This is a genomic window from Bacillus siamensis KCTC 13613, assembly GCF_000262045.1.
In the GTDB taxonomy this organism is placed as follows: domain Bacteria; phylum Bacillota; class Bacilli; order Bacillales; family Bacillaceae; genus Bacillus; species Bacillus siamensis.
The window spans coordinates 254445-276944 of sequence record NZ_AJVF01000041.1; the positions used below are offsets into that span (position 1 = coordinate 254445).

Here is a 22500-nt window from a genome sequence, read left to right on the forward strand (position 1 = left end):
GGGGCTTTTTTATGTGGATTCAAAATACTGATACCGGTTCAACTTGGTTTGTTGAGGATGAACACGGTAATAAGCTTTTGAAAGAGGACAGATACAAAAAAGTACAGTCGCCCATTAAAAAAGCTGAAAAAAACAGCAAAAAGACAGCGGACAAAACAACAGATGAAGAGAATCAAGAATCTGCTGACGCTGGTGAAAAAGCATCTGACGAATAGGAGGGATAGCGGTGGATAAAGAACAAACTGAAAAAGAGCTTTTGAAGCCGTTAACCCGTAAGATGCAGGAGTTTTTACGGAAGCTGAAGCGGCTTTTTCGTGGTACTTCCGAAAAAATACTTTCCAAGTTGACTGCCCTGTTTGTCAAGCTTGATAAAGGGCGCGAAATCAGCCTTGCTGACGCGAATCGGAGTAATGATCTTTCTCAGATTAAGAAGGATATAGCGTCATTGATTACTGCCCTTTCTGCAAAGGTTAAAACGGCTGTTCTTGATTTTCTGAATGAAACCTACGAGTCATCGTATAACTGGCTCATGCTTGGTATCCTATCGGCCGTCGGCTTTAAATTGTCCCGTTCATCGAAAGGAAAATTGCCTGTCACATGGGCGGCGCCCGCGTCAATCTCGCAGACTATCACAAGCAAAAATATGCTCAAAGCAATCGAAACGGACCGTAAAAAGACAGTTCAGAAGATCAATCATACAATTGAACGCGGCTTTATTGAGCGGAAACGCTTTGTTCAGGTAGCGAAGGAGCTGGAAGCTGATGTGGGCGTCAGTTATAACCGTGCGCAGCGCATTGCCAGAACAGAAATGCATCGAGTGCGGGAGAAAGCGACACTGGACGCAGCTACGAAAGCTGATTCCAATGGTATTGCCATGAAAAAGATATGGCACAACATGGGTGACGAGCGGGTTCGTGAGGGAAGAAACGCGGATCATGTTCATTTAGAAGGCCAGGCTAGGTTTGTAAATGAGCTGTTTGATCTCGGTCAAGATAAAAACGGCAAATCTGTGAAGGCGCCGGCACCGGGACAAAGCGGAGATCCCTCAAATGATATAAATTGCAGGTGCTTCGCGACATATGAACCCGTGCTTTGAAAGGACTGAGAGAAATGGACCTGTCAGAATTAAAAATACGATTGGGAATCCCCGAGGATGACACCTCGCAGGATGCAAAGCTACAAATTGACCTTGAAGACGCAATTTCTTTCGTTAAGGAAGAGTGTAATAACTCTTTTGTTGGACCAGACGGGGTTGAATCATTACCAGGTCCTGTGAAGAAAGGAATTGCTCTCATGATTGAAATAGACCGGGATAGCCCGAAAGGCGTCCAGGCTGAATCAATTGGCGGAATGAGCAAGACATACACGGCGGATGACGTAAGGTATAAACCCGCGTTTGATCTTTTCCGGCCATACAAAAAAATTCGTTTTAAACCATTGAGGTGATCAGATGGGGCGCCGAAATATCCGGGTGCGGGATACAAACCGTATACCGGAATTACTGAGGAACCTTGAGCCAAAAGGGAAAATGAAAGTCGGTGTTCTGGACGGCGACCGCCAAATGATCGCGGCTGTTCATGAATTCGGCTGCCGTATTGCTGTAACTGATCGCATGCGGAATTATCTTGCTGCCAAAGGTCTTTATCTCAAGAAGGATACACAGTTTATTAATATCCCTGAACGGTCATTCTTACGGGCTGGTTGGGATGAAAATGAAGCCGAGATTGTACAAAAGGTAGAGGAACTGGTCAACAGAGCCATAGAGAACGGCGATTCTATTAATGACATCATGAATGCGGTCGGATTGCTGGCAAAGGGCCGGCTGCAGACGTACGCAAGAGACTTACGGAGCCCTGCCAATCATCCTTTTACAACGGAGGAAAAAGGCTCTTCAAATCCGTTAGTAGATACCGGGGAAATGATCGGTTCTATGGATTACGAGGTTGAAAGCTAATGAAAAATCACTTTCAGTTCGGTGATCTGATTGAGAAATACAGCGTTGATTTTACATTGTTGCTCCCGGCGTCTGAGGGGTTTTATGACGATCTCGGAAAATGGGTAGAGGGCAAGCCGGTGGAATCGGAAGAAAAAGGCGCTATTGTCCCATTACAGGCGCAATTAATTTATCAATCTGGCGGACGGCTTACGCAGATGGACAGGCAACTGTACTTCCAGAAGAAAATCCCTTTCAAGGCTCAAGTGGTTTTTGATGGAGTAACCTTTTTGGTGGAAGCAATGACGCCATACGGGACATACGCCGATTTCAATTCCTATATCTTAAAGGCGGTGAGCAATTCAGATGGATTACAACAGCATAATCAGAACGGTTCTCAGAATGATTAAAGAGAAAACCGGCCATGTCGTTATCGAAGCAAACGGGACAGGTAAACAGCCTGAATACCCTTTTTGCACGTATACCGTTACTTCTCCGTATCTGCCGCAACACAGGGGTGTTGAGGAACAAGGAGTGTTAACGGAAGACATTGAGCTGGTTTTTTCTTTTACATGGATTTCAAATAGTCACATTGAAGTCATTTCTCTTGCTCAAGAAACAGCTTCTTACTTCAAAACTGCTGACGCGCGCCAGACGCTTCATGACAACGGCTTGGCGTGGGTGAGAAACGACGGTTTCGGTAATCGGGATACATTTATCACGATAGACACAGAACGCCGTCACGGCTTTGATATGCGTCTTAGAACGCGAGCGGCTTATGGCGAGACACAAGCGGAGTTTTTTGATTCCGCGCAAATAGAAACCATAGGAGGTTAAACACATGCCACTTAGTGATGTAACGGTCAAAATTGACCTGGTGAAACCGTCGAATCTTAAAGGGTTAGGAACACCCCTAATTCTTGCGAAGGTTGCCGGACACAACACTTATAAAGAATATGGCTCAATAGAAGCTGTTAAAGCGGATTACCCAGAAGGAACACCCGCATATAAAAAGGCTGCTGCTATTTATGCACAGGGCGACAATGCTCCATCAAAAGTAGCCATCGGTACTTACGGAGGTAACCCGGAGAACGGGGAGAGCGACGGAGCGGGAGCGGCTGCCACATTTACGATTCGGAATGCTTTTGACGAGTATTTTGATAATGATTGGCACTTCCTCATTCTTGCTGATGCGACGGCAGACGAGAAGCTGGAAGCAGCAAAGGCGATGGAAGAAAAATCATACAAATTCCTCGTTCTGCAAGTAACAGATCGGGAAGAAGTCACTTCCTATACCGGGAAGGATCGGACAATCGTTTTTTATCATCCGATAACAAGCGAGCATCCAGACGCCGGACTGGTTGGTGCCGTCGGCTCCCTGACAGTGGGTTCAGTTACTTGGAAGTTCAAAAACATTGTGGGAGTCACCCCGCAAGACCTGAAGGCGGACGAGCTGCAAAAGCTCCACAAAGAGGGAGCTATCGCTTACGTGACCAAAGCAGGCCACAGCGAGACGTCAGAGGGAATTACTGCTTCAGGTGAGTACATTGACGTCCTGCACGGCAAGGACTGGGTGAAATTAAATATTGAAACATCCATTCAATCGGCATTCTCAAATAACGGTAAAATCCCGTTCTCGAATGCCGGTTTTTCATTGTTGAGTGTTCAGGTTACGAATGTACTTCAAAAAGCCTTTTCAAATGGGATTGTCGCTTCTGATGAAGATGGTTTGCCCGTTTACACCATCAGCACAAAAAAACGCTCTGAAGTATCAGACGAGAACAGAAAAAATCGCGTGTATGACGGCCTTTCTTTCACGTTCGAATTAGCCGGCGCGGTTCATTCCGCCTCAATTACAGGCGAAATTTCAATCTAAAGGGGGAGAATAGTCAATGGCTGCTTATGTTTACGATGCGAACGAGGTCAACACGAATATCGACGGGAAAATCGTTACTGGTTATTCAGAGGGTACCATGGTTTCGTGTGCTAAAGACGAAGAAAAGTTTTCAACAAAAGTCAGCGCTAAAGGTGATGTGAGCGTTGCAACAAAAAACAATCCGTTAGGCACAATTACGCTTACTCTTTCCATGGGTTCGCCGTTTGTGCCTTATTTAAATGGATTGGCAAACACGGCCAAAACCTTTCCGATCTGGGTTACTGGCGGACAAGAGAAAATCGGCGGCACTGAAGCCATGGTGAAAAAGCCTGCTGATGCAGAATTCAGTGACGAAATCGGGGATCGTGAATTTGAAATTCAAGTTTTCGATTATACAGTTTTAGAGCAGTAAGGGATTAATCATGTCGAAAAGAAAAAAATCAAATGCAAAAAAGCAGTCCACTCGGGCTGCTTTTCAATATATGCAAACCAAACAATCGGAGGGAAAACCTATGTCAAAATTCGGTAAACAAAAAACAGTTAAAATCCAAGGAATCGAGTACACTCTTCAGCATCCAGGAACAAGACGGATGGTAGAAATTCAAGATGAAGCAATTAACATTAACACAGGCCGCCCAACTTCTTCACAATTGTATGAGCTGTACATGAAAGAAGTTGTGGTAAATCCAAAAGTAAACTTCGAATACTTCGATGAACATGCTGGATTCAATGAATTAATGTATGAGGTTTCTACCTTTCTTAGCGATGAAACCGTCGAAACCAAAGCAGTTTTACAAAAAGAGGGCGAGTGACAACTGGCCTATGTATCGGCTTGTGATGTCTGAAAAGTTTTCTTTCACGGAGGTTGCAGCTATGGACCTTGATACGTTACTCGAAGCCAATGCGGCTTTGGACATTCACCTGGCCGAAGAAAACAAACGAAACAAAAAGAAATAAGGGGGGTTAAACGTTGACAGATGCTTTGCGGAGCACGCATATTGATGTGGAATTAAACGTTGACACCTCCCCTCTTGAACGAGCAAATCGTCAGATTGATAGACTTGTTGATCATACAGATAATGCGGCCGGCCATTTTTCTCAAATGCGAACGCAAATGTCCAATATGCACAGGGAGCAGCGAAGATTCAGGAACATGAGTATGATTCTGGACAGTTCTTCTTTACAAACTGCTGCGCGGACAATTGAGAATCTCGGCCCCGCATTTGACCTTATGACGTCTCATGTGGAAAGCCTAAACCGGACCATTCAACAAACGAACAGATTAGTGCAAAATATACCGTCACGCGTGAGCATCGACGTTGACCAATCATCATTGAACAATGCAAATGATCAAGTTGATAGGCTGCGAAACAATTTGCATAATGTGGACATGCGCCGGGTTAACGGAGGATCACCACAAAGCACGGCGGCCATGCCCGCACCTGATTACAGGGGTATGCGTTATTATGGGCGGGAAATGGACTTTTTGCGCGGCTCAACACGCGGACTTGAAGCGGATACAATTCAAATGGTCAATGAAATGCGCCGGGCTTGGAATGAGGAAAGATACGGAATGAACGGTTTCCGTAATGAGCTGATACGGGCAAGATATGGCTTCTTTCAGTTAGGCCAAGAAATGGACAACTGGACCGGGACAAATGAACAGTTCATGGATGAAGTGTACAGGCTAGGCCGGGAGCATAAAGCGGTTACTGACAACATGATCAAGAATAATAAAATGATGCGCATGAGCATGTTGCAGTCCATCGGAACGATTATGGCAATGTCAACCCAATCGGAAAAGATCGCTGCCAATTATGACAGGATGGCGAACCCGTTATACCAAGTCAACAAAGCGGGGCTTGCCGTCTCAAATACCCTTGAAAACATGGCGAAGCAAGGAACTGCGGCACATTTGGCCTTGAAGATGCTCGGGCCTACCGCAAATATGAAACAGCTTCAAGATATGACAGCCATGATAACACAGGGGTATATGCGTTTTCAGATGGTAGCGCTTGGCGCGGCCTTCACAAACTTTTTCCTATTCCAAGGGTTGCATAAGGCAGCCACACAGACCGTTCCCGGTTATTCAAAGGCTTGGGAACAGATGTGCAGCACTCTTTTAAAAGCCATTCAGCCAGCCCTTGAAGTATTCGGAACCGTTGCGATGTCAATTTATAAAGGCGTTACCGCGATCGGGAAAATGATTATTCAGTTCAACAAAGCTCATCCGGTGCTGGCGAAAATGATCCAAGGGTTTTTATTGCTCATCCCTGTTTTAACCCTGCTTTTATCGCCTTTGGCAATAGGAGTGGGGTTATTTAATGGGTTTCTCGGGGCTCTGAGCAGTCTTTGGATGTTCATTGGCCCGGTAGTAACGGGGCTTGCTGCCATGTCCGGAACAGTCTATGTAGTCGCCGGCTCAATTGTCTTGCTTGTAACAGGCATTTATATGCTTTACAAGAATTTTGACAAGCTTCAAGAGCGATTCAAACCGGCTACGGATGCAATGAAGCGCTTTGCGGATACCGGAAAAACTGCGGTAGTCAGTGCCTTCTACACCATGATTAAAGAGGTACAGGGGCTTAAACCTGCATTTATGAAAGGCTTTGAGGATTCGCAAAAGGTAGCTGTATCCGCGATTCATAAGATGCAAGCCGAATCCTTAAAGTTATGGGATCGGTTGGGCGAGTCACACCCTCATTTAGTCGCCGGGATTGAGGCTGCTTACAAAACGGCAGTTGATACTGTTTCCTCATTTGTTCAGAATGCAGGAAAACGAGTAACCGACTTTTTCGGAAAGGGATTAACCGAAGGGCTGAACAGCTTTATTAAAGGCTTTATGAATCAACTCAAGATTGGTTTATCAAGCTTTCAAGGGATTGTGTCAATAATTGCTCCTATTATTGCGTCGATTGGCCTTTCTTTCTTGGGAGTATCCGGACCGATAGGAATAGCAATTGGGGCGATCCTCAGTTTTGTAGGGTATTTGTATCGTTTGAAAGATACAAACCAAGCGGTCAGCAGTGCAATTCATTCGGCGTGGGCGACTGTTCAATCTGTGCTGACAACGGTATTCACGGCCATTCAGCCGATTATCACGACAGTACAGCAAGTTTTCAGTCAACTGGTAGCACAACTGACACCGCAATTTCAGCAATTAGCTGGTCAAATGCAACAGACGTTCATTCAGCTTGCAGGAAATCTTGTTCTTTTAGCCGCAGCCGTTTCACAAACACTTTCAACGATCGGCCCACAATTGATTCCATTGATCCAGCAGCTATTAACTGCATGGATGCAGGTATCAGGGCAATTAATGACGAGTGTATTGCAAATTGTCAGTTCGATTTTGCCGTTACTTGTTCAAGGATTTCAGACTGTTTTTCCGGTCATTCTAAGCGTGATAAATGCGGTCTTACCTATCATCATTCAATTAGTCAGCAGTTTTTCAGGGGTTATCGTTACAATAATCCAGACTGTTCTGCCTATCCTGGTTCAGACAATTCAGATGGTCTTTCCTTTGATTATGAATATCATCCAGCAGGCTCTGCCGATTGTGGTTCAACTGATTCAATTACTCGGATCAACGATCGGACAAATTGCCATGCAAATTCTGCCGTTGATTTTAACGGCGGTGCAACAGGTATTTCCGATCATAGGGCAGGTCATTTTGGCGGTCCTCCCGGTTGTCGCGCAGCTTCTTACTTTAGCAGCAAATATTATTTTGCAGCTTGCGCAGGCGGCTTTACCAATTTTAATTCAGGTGGTCCAGCAGGTCTTTCCGCAAATTGTGCAGATCATTCAGATGGTGCTGCCTATTGTTGTTTCTCTACTGCAAGCCTTGGCAAACATCATTACTACGGTTGTAATTCCGGCGATCCGTTTCATCCTAAATATCGTGACTGCTGTTTTTCCGGTTGTGCTCTCGATAATTCAAGTTGCACTAAAAAATATCATTGCGATCATACAGGGTGCAATCGGCATTATTATGGGAATAGTGAAGGTTTTCAAAGGCTTATTCACTGGGAATTTCCGCATGATGTGGGACGGAGTGAAGCAAATCTTCTCTAGTGCAGTCGGAATGGTGAAAAAGCTTGTAAGCAATATGGGTGCAGCAATCACTGACAGATGGCTTTATATAAAAAATAAAGTCGCGTTATTGGCATATGATCTGCGTAAGAAAGTCATGGATCGTTTCAACGATTTAGTTGACGGGGCCAAGAAATTACCGGGCAGAATCGGTGATGGAATTAAGAACATGGCTCACAAGGCTGTATCTGGTGTGACTAGCTTAGCGAACAAACTTTCCGGCGCACTCGGAAAAGGCGTAAATGGTGTAATCGGCGGAGTAAACTGGGTACTCGATAAGATCGGTTTGAAAGATAAGCATATCCCAAAATGGGAAGTACCTAAATATGCACACGGAACCGGAGGACACCCAGGAGGACCGGCGATACTGGGAGACGGCAAAGGGGCAAACGCTGGCCCTGAAATGTATCGGACACCTTCAGGACAAGTAGGGCTCAGCCCTGCAACAGATACACTGATGAACCTTCCGAAAGGCACTGCGGTCTTATCTGCAAAACAGACAAGGGCTGCTTTAGCGGGAGTTCCAGCATACGCAAAAGGCACAGAAGGAAATATATTCACAAATGCATGGAATGGTGTAAAATCCGTTGCCGGCAAAGTGAAAGATGTTGCTCTTGATGTTTTTGATTACATCGGGCACCCATCTAAGCTTTTAACAAAAGTGTTAGAAAAAATGGGTGTCTCTGCACCTTCTATGGCTGGCTCGTTCGGTGATCTCGCAAAAGGGGCTTTTAACTTTGTCAAAGATAAGGCTGTAGGTTTTGTCAAAGGCAAAATGTCCAGTTACTCTGCCGGCTTTTCAGGCGGCGGCTCGAAAGCCGTTAAAAAGTGGGTAGCTCAGGCGCTGTCAATTAAGCGTTTAGGCCCTGAGTATGCAGGAGCACTCGAAACAATCGCAATGAAAGAATCCGGCGGAAATCCTAATGTTGTTAACAATTGGGATTCCAATGCAAAAGCCGGTCACCCGTCACAGGGGTTAATGCAGTTCATCCCAAGCACCTTTAACGCCCATAAAGAACCAGGGCACGGAAATATTAAAAATCCGGTTGATCAAATTCTAGCGGCTATTAACTATCTGAACAGCAGATACGGCGGCATCATGAAACATCCCGGCTTGGTATCAATGGCGCATGGCGGGCCGTACAGAGGGTATGCGACAGGCGGCGTAATCAATAGCCCGCAGGTTGCGGCACTCGGGGAAAACGGCTGGCGGGAATATGTCATCACGACTGAACCGCGTTACCGGAATCAATCACTGGGAATGTATGCTGCGCTCGGCAAAGAGCTTGGGGCTGAAACTGGATATACACCAGAAAAAGCAGCAAGCAGCAGCGGTGGAACGTCTGTGAATATTACATTCAGCCCGTCTATCAATGTAAAAGTTGAGGGCGGAAGTGCAAAAGTTGAAACTGATATTTCAAAGGCTATCACCCAATCACTGGAAGACTCTTACGACAGCCTGGCGGCTCTTTTTCAAGCGGAGGGGGTTTATTAATTGGCGAAGCTTGGGAAGGTCAATCTTGTTAACGAAAAAGAATCAGACGGGGCTGATGTGGAAGTCACATCTTATCCCGTTGAAAAAGGCGTGCCGATTACCGACCATGTGCAGAGAAAACCGGAAACCACAAGTGTTTCCGGTTATTTGCTTGGGAAGACGGCAAACAGCGACTATGAATATTTAAAAAAGCAAGCATATGCCGGCAATCTCCTAACCTATACCGGGCGAAAGGTCGCAAAAGACGTGATCATTACGAAAATCGACCGCGATACAGGGGAATTTTCAAACGGGTTTGCGATAACAATCTCTTTACAAGAAATCCGTATTGCAAAAAGCCCGTGGGTTAAGAAGAAAGTGAAAACAGCCGGGAAAAAGAAAAAGGCCAACAAGAAAAAAACCACAAAAAAATCCAATAAGGTTTATCACAAGGTGAAAAAGGGTGATACGTATTGGGGCTGCGCCCGCAAATACGGAACTACTGTCAGCGCATTGAGGCGGCTCAATCCATGGCCTGACAGAAGAATACCTATCGGGGTAAAGATGCGGATTAAATAGGGAGGGTACGGGAAATGGCAACGAGGGACTATATTCCTTTTGATAAAGAAGATATTCCGCAGCAGTTCGAATTTGATTTAGCGGATGACACGTTTATTCTGCGTATAAATTACAATCAATCCGATGATAGTTTTTCACTGGATTTATATGAGCAGGATATGACGCCTATCGTTCTGGGCGAGAAGCTTATACTCAATGTTCCTTTGTGGAATGACATTGTAAATGAAAACCTGCCGGCCCCCGCCCTTATCCCTTTAGATGAATCAAATTCAGAAACACGGGTTACATATAAAAATTTCATGGAAACCGTGTTTCTTTATATTGATGATGTAGCTGACGGGTCGGAGGGGGATGACATTGGCGACGACGAATAAAAAGTTGTTTGGCCGGGTTGTCAAAATAACTATTGATAACGGCAGTTCGCAGACCACATTTGATTACAAGGATTTAGAAATTCATTTTGAAGTGCCCTTCGACGATGATTTCAAACCTAATGAAACAAAAGTTGAGATTTACAATCTCAGCAAGGATTCGATCAACAAGATAAAAAAAGGCAGCACGATAACGGTTCAGGCGGGTTATCGAGACGACTACGGCGTCTTGACGATTGGCAAAGTGACAAAGGTTCTGAATAACTGGAGCGGCTTGGATAAGGTGACGTCGATCTATTCAAAAGACGGTGACGATTATACCCATATGAAAGTGACAACTGCCAATGCTGATCCTGCTGAGAAATATTATGTCAAAAAAAGATATAAGCTTGCAAAACCGGTTGTTACTGTCAGGAAAGACAAAAACGGCCGAACGTACAAGACTGTCAGGAATTACGGGACGCGGGAAGAGGTTAGGTATCGCAAACGATACATGAAGATTACTTTTAAAGCAGGAACCACATCGAGGCAAATTGTAGATAAACTGCTACGCGTTCTCGGAATTAAAGTGAAAAATATTATCCTGCCGAAAAATAAGGTGTACAAAAAGGGTTACCGGGTGACTGGCTTAATAGAAAATAATTTAGAAGAAGTCATACATGATGCCGGAGCCGTTATGTACTATCGACGAGGGAAACCGGTTATTCGCCCACTTAATCAGGGCGATGATGAGCGTTTCAAATTAGAAGAGGCCACCGGACTAATTGAGACACCTGAGCAGGTTGAGGAAGATAATTTCAAAGGTTATAAGGCGAAGTGTCTTCTTCAGCACCGTATCGCTGTTGCTTCAATTATTGAAATCAACAGCAAAACAGCAAAAGGAAAATATCGAGTGAAAGAGGGTACACATTCGTTTGATGGAAGAGACTTTTTCACAGAATGCAAGGTGATGTAATGAGTAAAGCGACGAGGTTTTTCGATGCTTTTGAGAAAAGAATCAAACTATCCATCCATACACTGGCTCCGGCTCGCGTTGTGAAATACAATGCAGAAAAGCATACTGCTGATCTGCAATTGTTGTTTCTTATGAATGATGGTGAATACCTTCATGAATACCCGTTGATCGAACATGCACCAGTTTTAAAGCATGTTGAGCCTGATATAAAGGTTGGTTCCTCGGTTTTTGTTTCATTCGCTGAAAGATCTCTTGATAACTTGGATGGGAACAAAACGTTTGATCCTGATTCTCGACGAACGCACAGTATCAATGATCCGGTGGTCATAGGAGTGTGGGAAGGATGAAAACGCTCAAGTTTGTAGACGGTGATCTATGTTTTGAAAACGGTACTCTTCAGATGGTTGAGGGGAACGAGGAAATTGCTCAATCAGTCGAATTAACCTTAAAAACACGGTTAGGGGAATTTACTCTGGATGAACATTTCGGCTTGGATCGGAGTAACATTCTCGGGAAAGGCTTTGATCAAGAAGAGGCGCAATACGACATTATTAATGCTGTAACACAAGACGAGCGAATTGCTAGCGTTGAATCAGTTGAGTTTTCTCATGATAAAGAGACACGAAATCTATCTGTCCACTTGAAAATGAAGAAAGAGGATGATCAAACAATCGAGCTTGGGGGTGTTGATCTTGCTTAATGAAACAGGATTCCAACGTCAAACCTATTCGGAGCTTCTTGACGGCATGGAGGACAAAGCGAAGGAGCTGTTTGGCGAAGATATAAACACGTCAAGCAAAACACCATTAGGCATTATCCTACGTATTTTTGCTTGGTTTTTGGCGGGAATTTGGGACATTGCAGAGCGGGTTTATAATAGCGGTTTTGTCAGTAAGTCGGAAGGTGTTCAGTTGGACAGGTTGGGAAGTAATTTCGGTATAAGCCGGGAGCCGGCGGCCGAGGCGGTCACTACTCTGTTTTTTACCGGGGAACCCGGATTCGTAATAGAAGAACAAACCCAATATACAACGGAATCCGGTATTTATTTTGAACTAATCGAAGATGTTGTAATCGGGGATGATGGAACGGGCACAGGGGCGGCTGTATCGCTGTCTAAAGGGATTATTAACAATGTCGCGGCCAATACCATTACTGAACAGGCTGAGACGTTAGAGGGAGTTTATTCAGTGAATAATCCGGAAGCTGCTTCCGGCGGCACTGACGAGGAATCTGATCCGGAATTTCGGGCGCGAATTAAAAAATCAGTTGAAGGCAGCTCTGCTTCTACGAATAGCGGCATCATTTCGGCATTGCTTGCCGTTTCGGGCGTTCGTTCAGCGAATATAGTCGCGAATAATACCATGCAAACAGATGCAGACGGCAATCCACCGAAAAGCATTCATGCTTATGTTCTCGGGGGAACAAAAGTAGACGTGGCCCAAGCTCTATTTGACAGCGTAGCAGCCGGTATTGAAACTGTTGGAGAACAATCAGTCGTCATTACGGATGCAAGCGGTTTGGATCATGATGTGAAATTTGATTTTGCAAAAGAAGTAAAAATTTATGTGCAGCTTGATTTAAAAACAAACGCTTCATTCCCTGCCGACGGTGTGAGTCAAATCAAAAACAATCTCGTATATAAAATTGGCGGGATTGATGAAAATGGTTCATCTTTTACCGGCTCGCAGATGGGTGACGACGTTATTCTGTCGCAACTTTTTAACGCTGTATATCAGGTGAATGGGGTTTCAGATGTGACTATACAAATCGGGAAGGATGCGGCGGCTCTCGGTCAGTCAAATATTACAATTGAACCGAGAGAAGTTGCGCAAGTTCACTTCTCTGAAATAGTGGTGAATCTGATATGATCAAGGATTTAATAGGAAAGCTTACTGATGCGTTCTTGAAAGACGAAAAGAGCAATATCGGGAAGCTTTTTTTAATTGTTGATGAACAATTGACAGCATTAAAAATTTCACTGACAACGGCGGAAAAATGGCGGGACATTGACGCGGCGCGCGGGAAATCGCTGGACCTACTCGGGGATAACGTTGCCCAGGATCGGGGCCGGGCTACTGATGAAATATACCGCGTGCTCATTCGCGGAAAGGTCGCACGGAATGCGTCAGACGGGACAACAAACCGGATTATTCAAGCGCTGGCGAAAACATTGAACTGCAAGCCGAGTGAAATAAACATTGTGAGCAGCAAAGAAAACAACCAGGATGAACCAGCTGCAATCATTGTGAAAAAGGCACCGATCGAGGCATTAAGTAAGGTAGGAATGAGCGAAACGCAATTTTCGAACATCGTTCAAAAAACGGTGGCTGCGGGGGTTCGAGTTGCTTATGTGGATTTAAACGGCACTTTCTGTTTTTCATCATCAGCCAGCACCATAGAAACAAGCGAATATGGGTTTTCTTCTGATGGAAAAGACGGCGGGACCCTGGGGGGCATCTTCCGGCCAGAAGATGATTACCCGTTACCAATTTAAGGAGTGTGAAGCATATGCCTTTTACAAAAGAATTACCAGAATGGGGGAACCCCGGTCAGCGGCCGCCGCAAACGTCCATTGATCAAGGGTATAAGCCGATGGATCACCCGCCGGCCGATTGGTTTAACTGGTATCAATATACGGCCTATCAGGCTTTGAAAGAGTTGCAAACGGTCGGAGCAACGAAGGAAGATGTTTTTTCTGCTGTATCTGATGCCGAAGCTTATACTGACAAGCACGAAAGACGGACTGACAACCCGCACAAGACAACAAAAGCACAAGTGGGGCTAGGTAACGTTGACAATGTGCAGCAGGCTTCCAAAGTCGATTTTGATACACATACCAATGACAATGACCGCCATATTACAGCTACAGAGCGCGTAAACTGGGATGCCAAGGAGACAACAACAGGTGCATCAAATAAAGCTGCTACGGCCGAAAGGAATGCCAAGGAATACGCCGATAAACATATCAACGATAAAAACAACCCTCATGAGGTTACAAAGGACCAGATCGGGCTTAGTAACGTTGAAAATGTTAGACAGGCCGACTATTATGCGTTTCGCCAACACGACAACAACGGAGAACGCCACACATCAAAGGCAGAACGGGAGAAATGGAACAATGGGCAATTATCGAAAATAACTGATGACGCGGGAGGCGCTCTTGTATCTATTAGTGATACAGATGACTTTTACAGCAAAATCGTTCAAAGTGGGAAGCGATTCGGTACTTTTTATTCAACGGGAAAAGCGGTAAATGCCCCCAGCACAAGCTCTACAAGGGGGGTTTTTCATTTAACCTCATTAGACAGCAACGGAATGGGGACATACGGTTATGTAATCGCGGTAGACTTCAAAAATAATGTTTTTTCCAATTATGTAGACGGCAGCCTGACTTGGAGCGGGTGGAAACGTCTTTTGTCAGATGGTGATTTATCACCATCTTGGAATACTGTATCACTTATTAACGGCGCGAAGCAGGATTTAAGTTTCCCGTTTATGTTTTCGGTAGTAAATAATACCTTGTGGCTGGCTGGATCATTCGGTTCCCTGCCATCTATAGGAACAGTTGTGGCGAAATTCGCATATAAACCGACCCGCCTACTTGATTTTGTGGTTCCGACAATTGGATCATACGGGACTGCCCGGTTTGCTTTCACAACAAATGGCGAGTTGAGGTATGACGGTATGATGGCAAATGATAACTCAGCGGTAACCCGGGTATCATTCGATAAACCAATCCCATTATGGTGAGGAGGGGAGAATATGCATGTTCTATTTTACGACGAGAATAAAAAGTATATAGGTGAAGCTGATATTGAGGGGAAAGAGCTGCCGCCGAATAGTACAAAAGCGCAAATAAAACCTGGCATGTACGACCCGGAATTTGACGAGATTAAAGGTGAATGGGTTGAAGCTGCGACTCGGGAGTACATTGATCAAACAAAAGGTATTCCTGAACCCAATCCCTTAATGGAGCAGATTTCTGCAATCGGTAAACAACTATCAGCAGAAGAGCTTGCAAGAAAGCAAGCTGAAGAAGGCCAGCAGGCTCTTGGGATGCAGCTTACAAATGAAATCATAGCACGAAAGCAGGCTGAAGCAGTAAATATTTCAATGGGCAAACAGCTTGCCGACTTAAAGCTTAAATTGTTGGAAATGGAAGGAGGGGTGACCAGTGAATCTTAATTTCTGGGTATATGCCTTGTTCTACAAGTGGGCGACAATCGCAATGGTAAAGCAGGCAATGGGTTTTAACGATTGTACCATCGACGATATGAAAGAGGGTGTGGCTGCTGCGTATGTTACACCGGATCAGTTTCAAGAAGTAACAGGGCAGCCATACGAGGATCAAACAGAAGCCAATTAATAAGGCTTTTTTATTTTGCCTCGAAGGAGGTGAAGCGTATGAGATAGATAAAAGGGGGGCGTACTAATGTCACAAATGACGGAGGTACCGGAAGTGAATGCTTTACAAAAAGAAATTACAGAGGTTAAAGCCGGTCAAAAGACTCTTGAACAGCGGGTAAGTGTCCTTGAGCGTTCTTCAGACAGGCATGATCAGCAAATCATTTCATTAAACGAAAAGCTGAACAAAATTGATGAGAATACGACTTGGATCAAACGGACCATCACAGGAGCCATAATAACGGCCATCAGCACCGGATTTATCGGCGGGGCTATCGCGATCATGTATAACCTGCTGCAAAAATAAGGAGGAAAATAACATATGAAAAAATTCGACAAAGGTACAGTCGTCCGGACTGTGCTTCTTTTTATTGCTCTGGTAAACCAAGTTTTAGTGATGTTTGGTAAAGATGTGCTACCGATTGCAGATGATCAAGTGAATGACCTTGCGGACGCGGTTTATTTAGGCGGCTCCATCGGGTTTACGATCATCATGTCACTGGTAGCATGGTTCAAAAACAACTATGTGACTGAAAAAGGCCATAAGCAAAAAGCCGTTTTAAAACAGCACGATTTAACCAAGTAAGAGCTGCCGTTCGGCGGCCTTTTTATATTTCAAAACAGAATAGGAGAGATTTTTATGTCAGCATTTAAAAACCAATATATTGATATTAATAAATGGACGCGGCCGGGAATTAAAAACAACGGCGTGAAGAAACTGGCCGTACATTACACGGCAAACCCCGGCGCGCCTGCTGCCAATCATTATAGATATTTTGGTCAAACGCTCCCTGCACAGAACAGGAATCTATCTGAGAAAAAACAGACCTTTGCATCTGCACATATCTTTGTCGATCGTACAGAGGCTATTTGCATCATTCCGTTGAATGAGGTGGCCTATCATGCGAATGACGTTCAGCAATTCGTTAACGGGCAGCCTTACCGGGGTGTCGCGGCGCTGAAGCCGAATGCAAATTTCTTATCTATCGGCGTGGAGCTTTGCATTGAAAAGGACGGTACTTTCCATCCGGATACCATTGCCCGTGCAGAACAAGTTTGTGCCGAGCTGTGCAAAATGTATAAACTTGACCCATCCAATGATATTGTTCGCCATTACGACATTACACATAAAATCTGCCCGGCGCCGTGGGTAAGCAATTCTAAAGGTTTTGCCGATTTTAAGACCCGTGTTGAAAAGCGAATGGATGGTGTGGTTGTAACGGCGCCTGTATCAAATCCGGATGTTACCCATACAGATACAGGAAGATTCATCAAAAACACGGTGGTTTCAAGCGATGGCCTTGTTTTACGTACACAACGGAGCGCCTCTTCTTCCATGGTGCTTAACCTGCCGAATGGCACCGTTGTAAAATATCAGCTTGGATCAACTGTCAACGGATGGGGATATGTTGAATACACCAATTCAAAAGGCCAGACATTCCACGGATATGTGAATGTCTCCTATATTAAGAGTGATAATGAGCTGAAAAGCGGCGGCAAGAAGAAAGTAACAGCCTCAAAGCCAAAAAAACAAAAATCAAAATTCAGCCTACCTGCGGGTATTTTTAAAGTCACAAGTCCGTTAACCCGAGGGGGGGCCGTAAAACAGATTCAGACGGCGCTGGCGGCGCTCCACTATTACCCGGATAAGAATGCAAAGAATTTCGGAATCGACGGCGCATATGGCCCGAAAACAGCAAATGCAGTCAAACGGTTCCAGTCCATGTATGGCCTGGCTGCTGACGGTATTTATGGATCAAAAACTAAAGTGAAGCTTGAGGCGCTATTGAAATAAAAAAAGCCCCCTTTCGTATAGAGAGGGGGTTATTTATTGTTTCTTTTATTCGGTGGGGATGGTGGTGTCTTACTGAATAAAATTTGTCTGGAGTCGAGTTTTATACCGTTGGCTTTGACACTGCTTTGTACCTTTCTAGGATCAAAACCTATAGGTTTTGGTCCTGTATTAACGTTGTGTTGATTAACCGTTGTATTTCTATTCCAACTATTTTTATCTCCCATTAAAACCTTCCTCTCTTCTTATATAATTAAAAGAATGATTTGTTTAATCATATACACTAACACAATTCCGATTATTGAAATAAATATCTTCTCGATTCCTTTTTTGTAGAGGTTCGCCTTCGTGTCATTGGCCTTACTGTTCAGTTTTACAATATTATAATATGAATCGACAAAAGCATACTCAAGCTTATCTTTGGGAAACTTCGCATTGACTTGTAGACTTCCATTCTCATTGCTAAATCCATTTAATCCAATGGTTTCATACTCGAAAGTTTTTAACACATTAATTAAGTGTTTAAATGCAATCAACTGCATAATAGCTGGGAAAATATATAACAGCGCAATTATTGAAAAACAAAGCATTTCAATTGGACTATGAGCTTTTTTAAAGAATGAAAAATCTAGCGCTGTTGCATAAAAACCTATTAATGCTCCTAATAAAGCAATAAGGACGCCAGCCCTAGTTTCAATGTCTCGTTTTCTATTAGCCTCAGCATCATATTCCCTAGTTATTGTATTGAGTAAAACCTCAGAACCAGGATATTCAATGTCATTTTTCTGTGAGTTTTGTTGTTTTCTTTTTGAATTTTGTTGAGATTCCCTTGAGTTTCGTTGCTTTTTCTTTGATTTTCGTGGTGGTTGCTCCGGATTTCCTTGTCCCTCGTTCGTATTCTGAATTTGTTCTGTAGACATCGTATAGCCCCTCAGTTTTTAGTAGGTTCTTCTTATTGTATATAAAAGGATTATTACATTACAAGAAAAAATTTACACCACAAGAAATTTTTTTGATCAACCTATTTACAATGGTAAATAGATATTGTATAATTGAAGTATAGAAAGGAGGTGCTGAGGTGGACGAGATCAGAAACATCGTTCTTATCATCGCTGGTATCGTGACCATTATCAAAAACATCTATGATATATGGCAGAAAGAAAGCGAAAAGCGAGAAAAGAACACGAAAAAGCGCTCCCGCCGGGTAAGCAAGAAGCGCTAAAAACATAGTGAGACAAGGGGAGAAAATCCCCTTGCTCCATTATTATATCACGTCCACGACGATATGAAAAAATATTTTAAGCAGTACAGCTCGTTTGATATGACCACTCTTATTATCATCATTGCTGGTATTGTGGCTATTGATTACGAAAAAGTCGGTACCCTTGGGAAAATCACAACGTTTGTTTTATACTTGGCTATAATGGTTATTTTGTTAAAAGGATTTTTTATGATGTGGAGAGAAAGCCGACATGAAAGAAAGTGAAAAAATTAGGTTTATCCAGGAAGAAGTTTTGACGGCTGCTGAAGTTGCCGAGCTGCTTTCTGTTAGCCGGCAGCGCGTAAGCCAGCTTGTCAGCGGCGGCCGGATCAAGGCGGTAAAGAAAGTGGGAACGGTGGCTTTATTCTTGCTGGAACATGTACATGCTTTAAAAAAAGAATTAGAGGCAGAGCGGAAAAAGTATCGGCCGTATGACCAATGAAACCCTTCTTATGACGAGAAGGGTTTTTTGTTTTTTAAGTCAATGTATGGTTTGCCTGCTGACAGCGCTTAGAGGCCAGAAACGAAAGTGAATTTGAAAACATTATTAAATGAAATAACCCCCCGTTTAGGGGGATTATTTGTTTTTCTCTTCTAAGAGTTGAATAATTCTTTGATTAGCCTGTTTTTGCGCTCTCAACAACGAGACAATATTCCCGGTGAAACCAATCAAAATAATAAGCAGAAAAATTATAATCCACACAAGGCCATACCTCCTAAGGTGTTATTACCGTCCTGAAAGTCGAATCACTTGTATTGTTTAGACCTTCATACATTGTACTTGTCTTGTATGGAGTTGGAAATAGGACAATTTGATAGTTTTCTTTATCCTCAACTTTCGGCATGTCAATTTCATATATATTTGTGGCATTCTCTTTAACACTGGTAAATGAAACAGGTTTCCCATTAACTGAGCTTTGTTCTGTCCCTGATAAGGCAACTAAGGCATAATCAAGATTCGTATCATGTGAATTAAAAATTTGCAAGTATGTTTTTTGGTTGCTTTTTGATTTGAATAGGATTTTATTTCCGGTTTGTTTTGACGTTAAAAATACTTGTTCGCCCGTTAATTCATCAGTTGTTTTTTGAGGTTTTAGGTCTTCTTTTTCATCCCGGCTTTTCCTGATGTAACGGAGAGTAAAGTTTTCCTGTAAACCAGATGCTATATCAAGGTTATTGCTCTCTTGTTTGTAATCAGGCTCAGGAATAACAATGAAACTTAACTCGCTGAAATTAGAAGGCGGCTCAAATTCCAGCTTGATTTTTTTTACCGAATCTTTATCCATTTTGAATGTATAAGATTTTTTGTACCCTCCGTTATCTGCTTTGAAAGGAATTGTCTTGAAGTCTGAGAGGATAACCAATCCATATTTTCTTTTGTCATTAAAATAATGACTAAACGATAATACTTTTTTGTATCCCTTCCCGTTTTTCTTTCCAATATCCAAAGAGTCTAAAATTTGCCCGTCCTCTTCATATAAACCGTATGAAACGGTGTCAGTGCCGGGGCCGGTCACATCTTCTTGTTCATCATTGTACTTTTCATCATCTGTAACTGCAGAAGTCTGTTTGTTTTGATCTTTGTTAAAGAAGTAAAGGGATGCGGCAACTGCCAAAATTACGAAGGGAACACAAATTAAAAGAATCTTTTTCATTCTCATTTATATTTTAAAGAACGTCTTTTATGTTCCATTTTTTCTGATGCGTTACAGTTTTATATTTTTTTCTTACGTATTTGGAGTTGCCATATGCTTTCCCTTTACATCCATATCCCCCGGTTACTGTTCCCACAGCTTCCGCCCCGGCATAGTTTGAATTACTATTTGTGTCAGTTTTGCTTTTTGAAAGCGCGCCGTTATTATAGTACAATCGTGATTTTGCCTCGATTGTATTTATTCTCATTTTGGCGCTGGCCTTTGTCAACATGGCGTAATTGCATGCGAAAAAGTCCAGTCCCTGTCTGCGCTTTTTTAAATTCCAATTGGTCTTATAATCAGGTTTTGACGCCATTACAGTATACGGGCTTTCGGTTGCTGTCTGAAGAATAGAGCCAGAGCTTTCCGTACTGTCTTCAATTGTAATCCATTCTTCATCGGTCTTAATAGATGCAGCAGAGGCGGTGTCTTGATAAGAAAGCAATGATCCGGAAGCTAAAGTAAAGGTAGCCAGGAAAGGTAAAACAAATTTTTTCATCTCAACATCTCCTTTTTTGTTATTTTGTTACAGCGCCAATTATACAGGTCTACATTTTTTTATGAATGGGGAAAAACATCTGTAGATTCGACAATAGAGAGAAATAGTCCGCTATAATACCATTCTGAAAAAGTGGGTAAATAGCCTTTTTTTAAAATTGCGTGATATCGAAACGGGAAATTGCGTGATGTCGAAAAAAAATCCTATTAATTACATTTTATGTTAAAGGTATGCTAGAATATTGTTTGAGAAAATTTAGAATATTTGTAGAAAGAGGGGTTTATCTTATGAGTAAACTGGCTTCTGAATGTGTTGCAAATATATTAAATGATTGGTATATCGCGATAAAACAACAAGACGCTGAGTCTGCTGAGAGATATTTTGAAGAGGTCAAACCATTGTTTGATGAAATGGAAGAGGATCAGGAAGTTTTGATGTATTATTCTTTGTTGGAGGAAAGACATAAAATGCTTTTGTATCAGGTGAAAGGGGAGGAGCTTCCGCCCCATTCATATTTTAATGAAAACCACGCTGAGGAAATAAAAAAAACAGATCATATGATTGAATATTATTTCTTTCTATTTGAAGCGTTATATGAGTCGCACAAAAGGAATTTTGAAAAAGCAATTACTTTGTTCAAAATAGCAGAGAAAAAATTGAAGGATATACCCGATTGTATAGAGCGGGCAGAATTTTATTCGAAAGTGGCGTCTATGTATATGATGTTGCGGCAGAGTCTAATTTCTTTGAATTATATTAATGACTCTGTACAAATTTATAGAGAGAACGAAGGCTATAAACGAAAGCTTGCCACGTCTCTTATGATTGTCGGGCAAAACTACACTGATTTAGGGCTTTACGAAAAAGCGGAGGAAAGTTTTTTAGAAGCAATCAGAATTTCGAGAGTTCTACACGATTCACTATTTACCGCATTAATACATCATAATTTAAGTATTACATATTCTGCAGCAAATCGTTCCCAAGACTGTATAAATGCCTTGAAAAAAGCCATCAGAAATAAAGATTGGAGGGACTCGGTTTATTATATAAATTCCCTGTATATGTTTCTGAAAGAGCTTTATAAAATAGGGGATGTAAATAAAATGCCATATTATTATAAAAAGACAAAGGAATATTTTAAACGAAAAGAGAATAAGGTGTATGAGGCTAAAATAAATATTATTTACGGACTTCTGCAGCAGGATCAGAGGAAAAGCATTGAAACTTGTCGAGGTGGTATATCTTACTTATATGAAGTAAATGACCTTGATAGCGTCTTTGATCTTTCTTTGGTTATTTCAGAACACTGTGAGAAGCATGGACTCTATAAAGAGGCGCTTGAATTTTCTAAGCATGCTATTTTAGCCGAGGAGAAAATGAGGCACCTGGAGGGATTATAATTGAAAAAAATTATTCTTTGTGCAGCCCTAACCTTCGTTACGTTAAGTGGTTTAGCTGTAGTCAAGATTAATCAAGAATCATCAGATGTTAAAATAACAGAGCGCCCGGTGGGTACTCTAAAATTAGCAGAGCGGCCAGTAGGCACATAAAAAACAATAGCCCCAGCCAGGGC

At 42.8% G+C, this 22500-nt stretch carries 31 protein-coding genes; 27 read left to right on the forward strand and 4 right to left on the reverse strand.

Features of this window, described 5'->3' with window-relative positions; genetic code table 11:
• Nucleotides 1–11: 11 nt before the first annotated feature.
• The 23 genes from Y79_RS0116730 (at nt 12) to Y79_RS0116845 (ending at nt 17476) form a co-directional block, all read left to right on the forward strand.
• Entirely contained in the window at nt 12–215 is a 204-nt protein-coding gene (locus Y79_RS0116730) for a DUF7302 family protein (protein WP_016938712.1), read from the forward strand.
• Nucleotides 216–226: 11 nt separating this feature from the next.
• A complete protein-coding gene (locus Y79_RS0116735) occupies nt 227–1096 on the forward strand; it encodes a phage minor head protein (RefSeq protein ID WP_016938713.1) in 870 nt (289 codons plus the stop codon).
• A gap of 14 nt (nt 1097–1110) precedes the next feature.
• Nucleotides 1111–1446: a phage head-tail connector protein gene (locus Y79_RS0116740; RefSeq protein ID WP_029575357.1), complete on the forward strand. Its 336-nt coding sequence runs from the start codon at nt 1111–1113 to the stop codon at nt 1444–1446.
• A 4-nt stretch (nt 1447–1450) separates the two neighbouring features.
• Nucleotides 1451–1954, forward strand: a complete 504-nt coding sequence (locus tag Y79_RS0116745; protein ID WP_016938715.1) for a hypothetical protein — start codon at nt 1451–1453, stop codon at nt 1952–1954.
• Nucleotides 1954–2343 carry a hypothetical protein gene (locus Y79_RS0116750; protein ID WP_014470556.1) on the forward strand — a complete coding sequence of 130 codons (390 nt, stop codon included), beginning with the start codon at nt 1954–1956 and terminating at the stop codon, nt 2341–2343. Before Y79_RS0116745 ends, Y79_RS0116750 begins: the two co-directional genes overlap by 1 nt.
• On the forward strand, nt 2300–2770 hold the full coding sequence (locus Y79_RS0116755) for a phage neck terminator protein (protein ID WP_014470555.1): 471 nt from the start codon (nt 2300–2302) through the stop codon (nt 2768–2770). Before Y79_RS0116750 ends, Y79_RS0116755 begins: the two co-directional genes overlap by 44 nt.
• A 4-nt stretch (nt 2771–2774) precedes the next feature.
• A complete protein-coding gene (locus Y79_RS0116760) occupies nt 2775–3809 on the forward strand; it encodes a DUF3383 family protein (RefSeq protein WP_014470554.1) in 1035 nt (344 codons plus the stop codon).
• Between the two features lie 16 nt (nt 3810–3825).
• Entirely contained in the window at nt 3826–4221 is a 396-nt protein-coding gene (locus Y79_RS0116765; protein ID WP_014470553.1) for a phage structural protein, read from the forward strand.
• A gap of 10 nt (nt 4222–4231) precedes the next feature.
• Entirely contained in the window at nt 4232–4621 is a 390-nt protein-coding gene (locus Y79_RS0116770) for a hypothetical protein (RefSeq protein WP_016938716.1), read from the forward strand.
• Nucleotides 4622–4779: 158 nt separating this feature from the next.
• On the forward strand, nt 4780–9393 hold the full coding sequence (locus Y79_RS0116780) for a transglycosylase SLT domain-containing protein (RefSeq protein ID WP_016938717.1): 4614 nt from the start codon (nt 4780–4782) through the stop codon (nt 9391–9393).
• Entirely contained in the window at nt 9394–9951 is a 558-nt protein-coding gene (locus tag Y79_RS0116785; RefSeq protein WP_014470550.1) for a LysM peptidoglycan-binding domain-containing protein, read from the forward strand.
• A gap of 14 nt (nt 9952–9965) precedes the next feature.
• Nucleotides 9966–10325 carry a phage baseplate plug family protein gene (locus tag Y79_RS0116790; RefSeq protein ID WP_016938718.1) on the forward strand — a complete coding sequence of 120 codons (360 nt, stop codon included), beginning with the start codon at nt 9966–9968 and terminating at the stop codon, nt 10323–10325.
• Nucleotides 10303–11277, forward strand: coding sequence for a phage protein (locus Y79_RS0116795; RefSeq protein WP_230113502.1), 975 nt, complete (start codon nt 10303–10305; stop codon nt 11275–11277). The genes Y79_RS0116790 and Y79_RS0116795 overlap by 23 nt, the downstream gene beginning before the upstream one ends.
• Entirely contained in the window at nt 11277–11624 is a 348-nt protein-coding gene (locus tag Y79_RS0116800) for a Gp138 family membrane-puncturing spike protein (RefSeq protein WP_016938720.1), read from the forward strand. The genes Y79_RS0116795 and Y79_RS0116800 overlap by 1 nt, the downstream gene beginning before the upstream one ends.
• Complete coding sequence (locus tag Y79_RS0116805) at nt 11621–11977, forward strand: DUF2634 domain-containing protein (RefSeq protein ID WP_016938721.1); 357 nt, start codon at nt 11621–11623, stop codon at nt 11975–11977. Before Y79_RS0116800 ends, Y79_RS0116805 begins: the two co-directional genes overlap by 4 nt.
• A complete protein-coding gene (locus Y79_RS0116810; RefSeq protein ID WP_235714301.1) occupies nt 11961–13145 on the forward strand; it encodes a baseplate J/gp47 family protein in 1185 nt (394 codons plus the stop codon). The genes Y79_RS0116805 and Y79_RS0116810 overlap by 17 nt, the downstream gene beginning before the upstream one ends.
• On the forward strand, nt 13142–13771 hold the full coding sequence (locus tag Y79_RS0116815; RefSeq protein ID WP_016938723.1) for a hypothetical protein: 630 nt from the start codon (nt 13142–13144) through the stop codon (nt 13769–13771). Before Y79_RS0116810 ends, Y79_RS0116815 begins: the two co-directional genes overlap by 4 nt.
• A 14-nt stretch (nt 13772–13785) precedes the next feature.
• On the forward strand, nt 13786–15027 hold the full coding sequence (locus Y79_RS0116820; RefSeq protein WP_016938724.1) for a hypothetical protein: 1242 nt from the start codon (nt 13786–13788) through the stop codon (nt 15025–15027).
• A 12-nt stretch (nt 15028–15039) separates the two neighbouring features.
• Entirely contained in the window at nt 15040–15462 is a 423-nt protein-coding gene (locus tag Y79_RS0116825) for a hypothetical protein (RefSeq protein ID WP_016938725.1), read from the forward strand.
• Complete coding sequence (locus tag Y79_RS0116830) at nt 15452–15643, forward strand: XkdX family protein (RefSeq protein WP_016938726.1); 192 nt, start codon at nt 15452–15454, stop codon at nt 15641–15643. Before Y79_RS0116825 ends, Y79_RS0116830 begins: the two co-directional genes overlap by 11 nt.
• Nucleotides 15644–15718: 75 nt before the next feature.
• Nucleotides 15719–15988 carry a hemolysin XhlA family protein gene (locus tag Y79_RS0116835; protein WP_032864879.1) on the forward strand — a complete coding sequence of 90 codons (270 nt, stop codon included), beginning with the start codon at nt 15719–15721 and terminating at the stop codon, nt 15986–15988.
• A 15-nt stretch (nt 15989–16003) separates the two neighbouring features.
• On the forward strand, nt 16004–16267 hold the full coding sequence (locus Y79_RS0116840; RefSeq protein ID WP_014470539.1) for a phage holin: 264 nt from the start codon (nt 16004–16006) through the stop codon (nt 16265–16267).
• Between the two features lie 54 nt (nt 16268–16321).
• Nucleotides 16322–17476: an N-acetylmuramoyl-L-alanine amidase gene (locus tag Y79_RS0116845; RefSeq protein ID WP_016938728.1), complete on the forward strand. Its 1155-nt coding sequence runs from the start codon at nt 16322–16324 to the stop codon at nt 17474–17476.
• Nucleotides 17477–17505: 29 nt separating this feature from the next.
• Here the strand turns inward: Y79_RS0116845 and Y79_RS0116850 are convergent, their stop codons facing one another.
• Both Y79_RS0116850 and Y79_RS0116855 read right to left on the reverse strand, forming a co-directional pair.
• Nucleotides 17506–17700 carry a hypothetical protein gene (locus tag Y79_RS0116850; protein ID WP_016938729.1) on the reverse strand — a complete coding sequence of 65 codons (195 nt, stop codon included), beginning with the start codon at nt 17698–17700 and terminating at the stop codon, nt 17506–17508.
• Nucleotides 17701–17718: 18 nt separating this feature from the next.
• Nucleotides 17719–18393 (reverse strand): hypothetical protein, encoded by a 675-nt coding sequence (locus Y79_RS0116855; protein ID WP_016938730.1) that lies wholly within the window; start codon nt 18391–18393, stop codon nt 17719–17721.
• A 158-nt stretch (nt 18394–18551) separates the two neighbouring features.
• Here Y79_RS0116855 and Y79_RS1000000121565 point away from each other — a divergent pair, with 158 nt between their 5' ends.
• Both Y79_RS1000000121565 and Y79_RS0116870 read left to right on the forward strand, forming a co-directional pair.
• Nucleotides 18552–18695 carry a hypothetical protein gene (locus Y79_RS1000000121565; protein WP_016938731.1) on the forward strand — a complete coding sequence of 48 codons (144 nt, stop codon included), beginning with the start codon at nt 18552–18554 and terminating at the stop codon, nt 18693–18695.
• A gap of 250 nt (nt 18696–18945) precedes the next feature.
• A complete protein-coding gene (locus Y79_RS0116870) occupies nt 18946–19176 on the forward strand; it encodes a helix-turn-helix domain-containing protein (RefSeq protein WP_016938733.1) in 231 nt (76 codons plus the stop codon).
• Nucleotides 19177–19450: 274 nt separating this feature from the next.
• On the opposite strand, the gene Y79_RS0116880 is transcribed toward Y79_RS0116870, so the two are convergent.
• Complete coding sequence (locus tag Y79_RS0116880; RefSeq protein ID WP_016938735.1) at nt 19451–20389, reverse strand: hypothetical protein; 939 nt, start codon at nt 20387–20389, stop codon at nt 19451–19453.
• Nucleotides 20390–20402: 13 nt separating this feature from the next.
• Nucleotides 20403–20927: a hypothetical protein gene (locus Y79_RS0116885; RefSeq protein ID WP_016938736.1), complete on the reverse strand. Its 525-nt coding sequence runs from the start codon at nt 20925–20927 to the stop codon at nt 20403–20405.
• 287 nt (nt 20928–21214) lie between these two features.
• Here Y79_RS0116885 and Y79_RS0116890 point away from each other — a divergent pair, with 287 nt between their 5' ends.
• Nucleotides 21215–22327 carry a response regulator aspartate phosphatase gene (locus Y79_RS0116890; protein ID WP_016938737.1) on the forward strand — a complete coding sequence of 371 codons (1113 nt, stop codon included), beginning with the start codon at nt 21215–21217 and terminating at the stop codon, nt 22325–22327.
• Entirely contained in the window at nt 22328–22477 is a 150-nt protein-coding gene (locus tag Y79_RS1000000121570) for a PhrK family phosphatase-inhibitory pheromone (protein WP_016938738.1), read from the forward strand. It abuts the gene before it with no gap.
• Nucleotides 22478–22500: the final 23 nt, after the last annotated feature.

Bases quoted from the DNA above. Each gene is read 5' to 3' on its own strand.
- Y79_RS0116790 (WP_016938718.1), top strand. From the start codon at position 9,966: ATGGCAACGAGGGACTATATTCCTTTTGATAAAGAAGATATTCCGCAG.
- Y79_RS0116800 (WP_016938720.1), top strand. From the start codon at position 11,277: ATGAGTAAAGCGACGAGGTTTTTCGATGCTTTTGAGAAAAGAATCAAA.
- Y79_RS0116845 (WP_016938728.1), top strand. From the start codon at position 16,322: ATGTCAGCATTTAAAAACCAATATATTGATATTAATAAATGGACGCGG.
- Y79_RS0116795 (WP_230113502.1), top strand. From the start codon at position 10,303: ATGACATTGGCGACGACGAATAAAAAGTTGTTTGGCCGGGTTGTCAAA.
- Y79_RS0116745 (WP_016938715.1), top strand. From the start codon at position 1,451: ATGGGGCGCCGAAATATCCGGGTGCGGGATACAAACCGTATACCGGAA.
- Y79_RS0116755 (WP_014470555.1), top strand. From the start codon at position 2,300: ATGGATTACAACAGCATAATCAGAACGGTTCTCAGAATGATTAAAGAG.
- Y79_RS0116815 (WP_016938723.1), top strand. From the start codon at position 13,142: ATGATCAAGGATTTAATAGGAAAGCTTACTGATGCGTTCTTGAAAGAC.
- Y79_RS0116850 (WP_016938729.1), bottom strand. From the start codon at position 17,700: ATGGGAGATAAAAATAGTTGGAATAGAAATACAACGGTTAATCAACAC.
- Y79_RS0116885 (WP_016938736.1), bottom strand. From the start codon at position 20,927: ATGAAAAAATTTGTTTTACCTTTCCTGGCTACCTTTACTTTAGCTTCC.
- Y79_RS0116805 (WP_016938721.1), top strand. From the start codon at position 11,621: ATGAAAACGCTCAAGTTTGTAGACGGTGATCTATGTTTTGAAAACGGT.
- Y79_RS0116820 (WP_016938724.1), top strand. From the start codon at position 13,786: ATGCCTTTTACAAAAGAATTACCAGAATGGGGGAACCCCGGTCAGCGG.
- Y79_RS0116730 (WP_016938712.1), top strand. From the start codon at position 12: ATGTGGATTCAAAATACTGATACCGGTTCAACTTGGTTTGTTGAGGAT.
- Y79_RS0116855 (WP_016938730.1), bottom strand. From the start codon at position 18,393: ATGTCTACAGAACAAATTCAGAATACGAACGAGGGACAAGGAAATCCG.
- Y79_RS0116825 (WP_016938725.1), top strand. From the start codon at position 15,040: ATGCATGTTCTATTTTACGACGAGAATAAAAAGTATATAGGTGAAGCT.
- Y79_RS0116750 (WP_014470556.1), top strand. From the start codon at position 1,954: ATGAAAAATCACTTTCAGTTCGGTGATCTGATTGAGAAATACAGCGTT.
- Y79_RS0116870 (WP_016938733.1), top strand. From the start codon at position 18,946: ATGAAAGAAAGTGAAAAAATTAGGTTTATCCAGGAAGAAGTTTTGACG.
- Y79_RS0116760 (WP_014470554.1), top strand. From the start codon at position 2,775: ATGCCACTTAGTGATGTAACGGTCAAAATTGACCTGGTGAAACCGTCG.
- Y79_RS0116770 (WP_016938716.1), top strand. From the start codon at position 4,232: ATGTCGAAAAGAAAAAAATCAAATGCAAAAAAGCAGTCCACTCGGGCT.
- Y79_RS0116840 (WP_014470539.1), top strand. From the start codon at position 16,004: ATGAAAAAATTCGACAAAGGTACAGTCGTCCGGACTGTGCTTCTTTTT.
- Y79_RS0116880 (WP_016938735.1), bottom strand. From the start codon at position 20,389: ATGAAAAAGATTCTTTTAATTTGTGTTCCCTTCGTAATTTTGGCAGTT.
- Y79_RS0116890 (WP_016938737.1), top strand. From the start codon at position 21,215: ATGAGTAAACTGGCTTCTGAATGTGTTGCAAATATATTAAATGATTGG.
- Y79_RS0116835 (WP_032864879.1), top strand. From the start codon at position 15,719: ATGACGGAGGTACCGGAAGTGAATGCTTTACAAAAAGAAATTACAGAG.
- Y79_RS0116765 (WP_014470553.1), top strand. From the start codon at position 3,826: ATGGCTGCTTATGTTTACGATGCGAACGAGGTCAACACGAATATCGAC.
- Y79_RS0116740 (WP_029575357.1), top strand. From the start codon at position 1,111: ATGGACCTGTCAGAATTAAAAATACGATTGGGAATCCCCGAGGATGAC.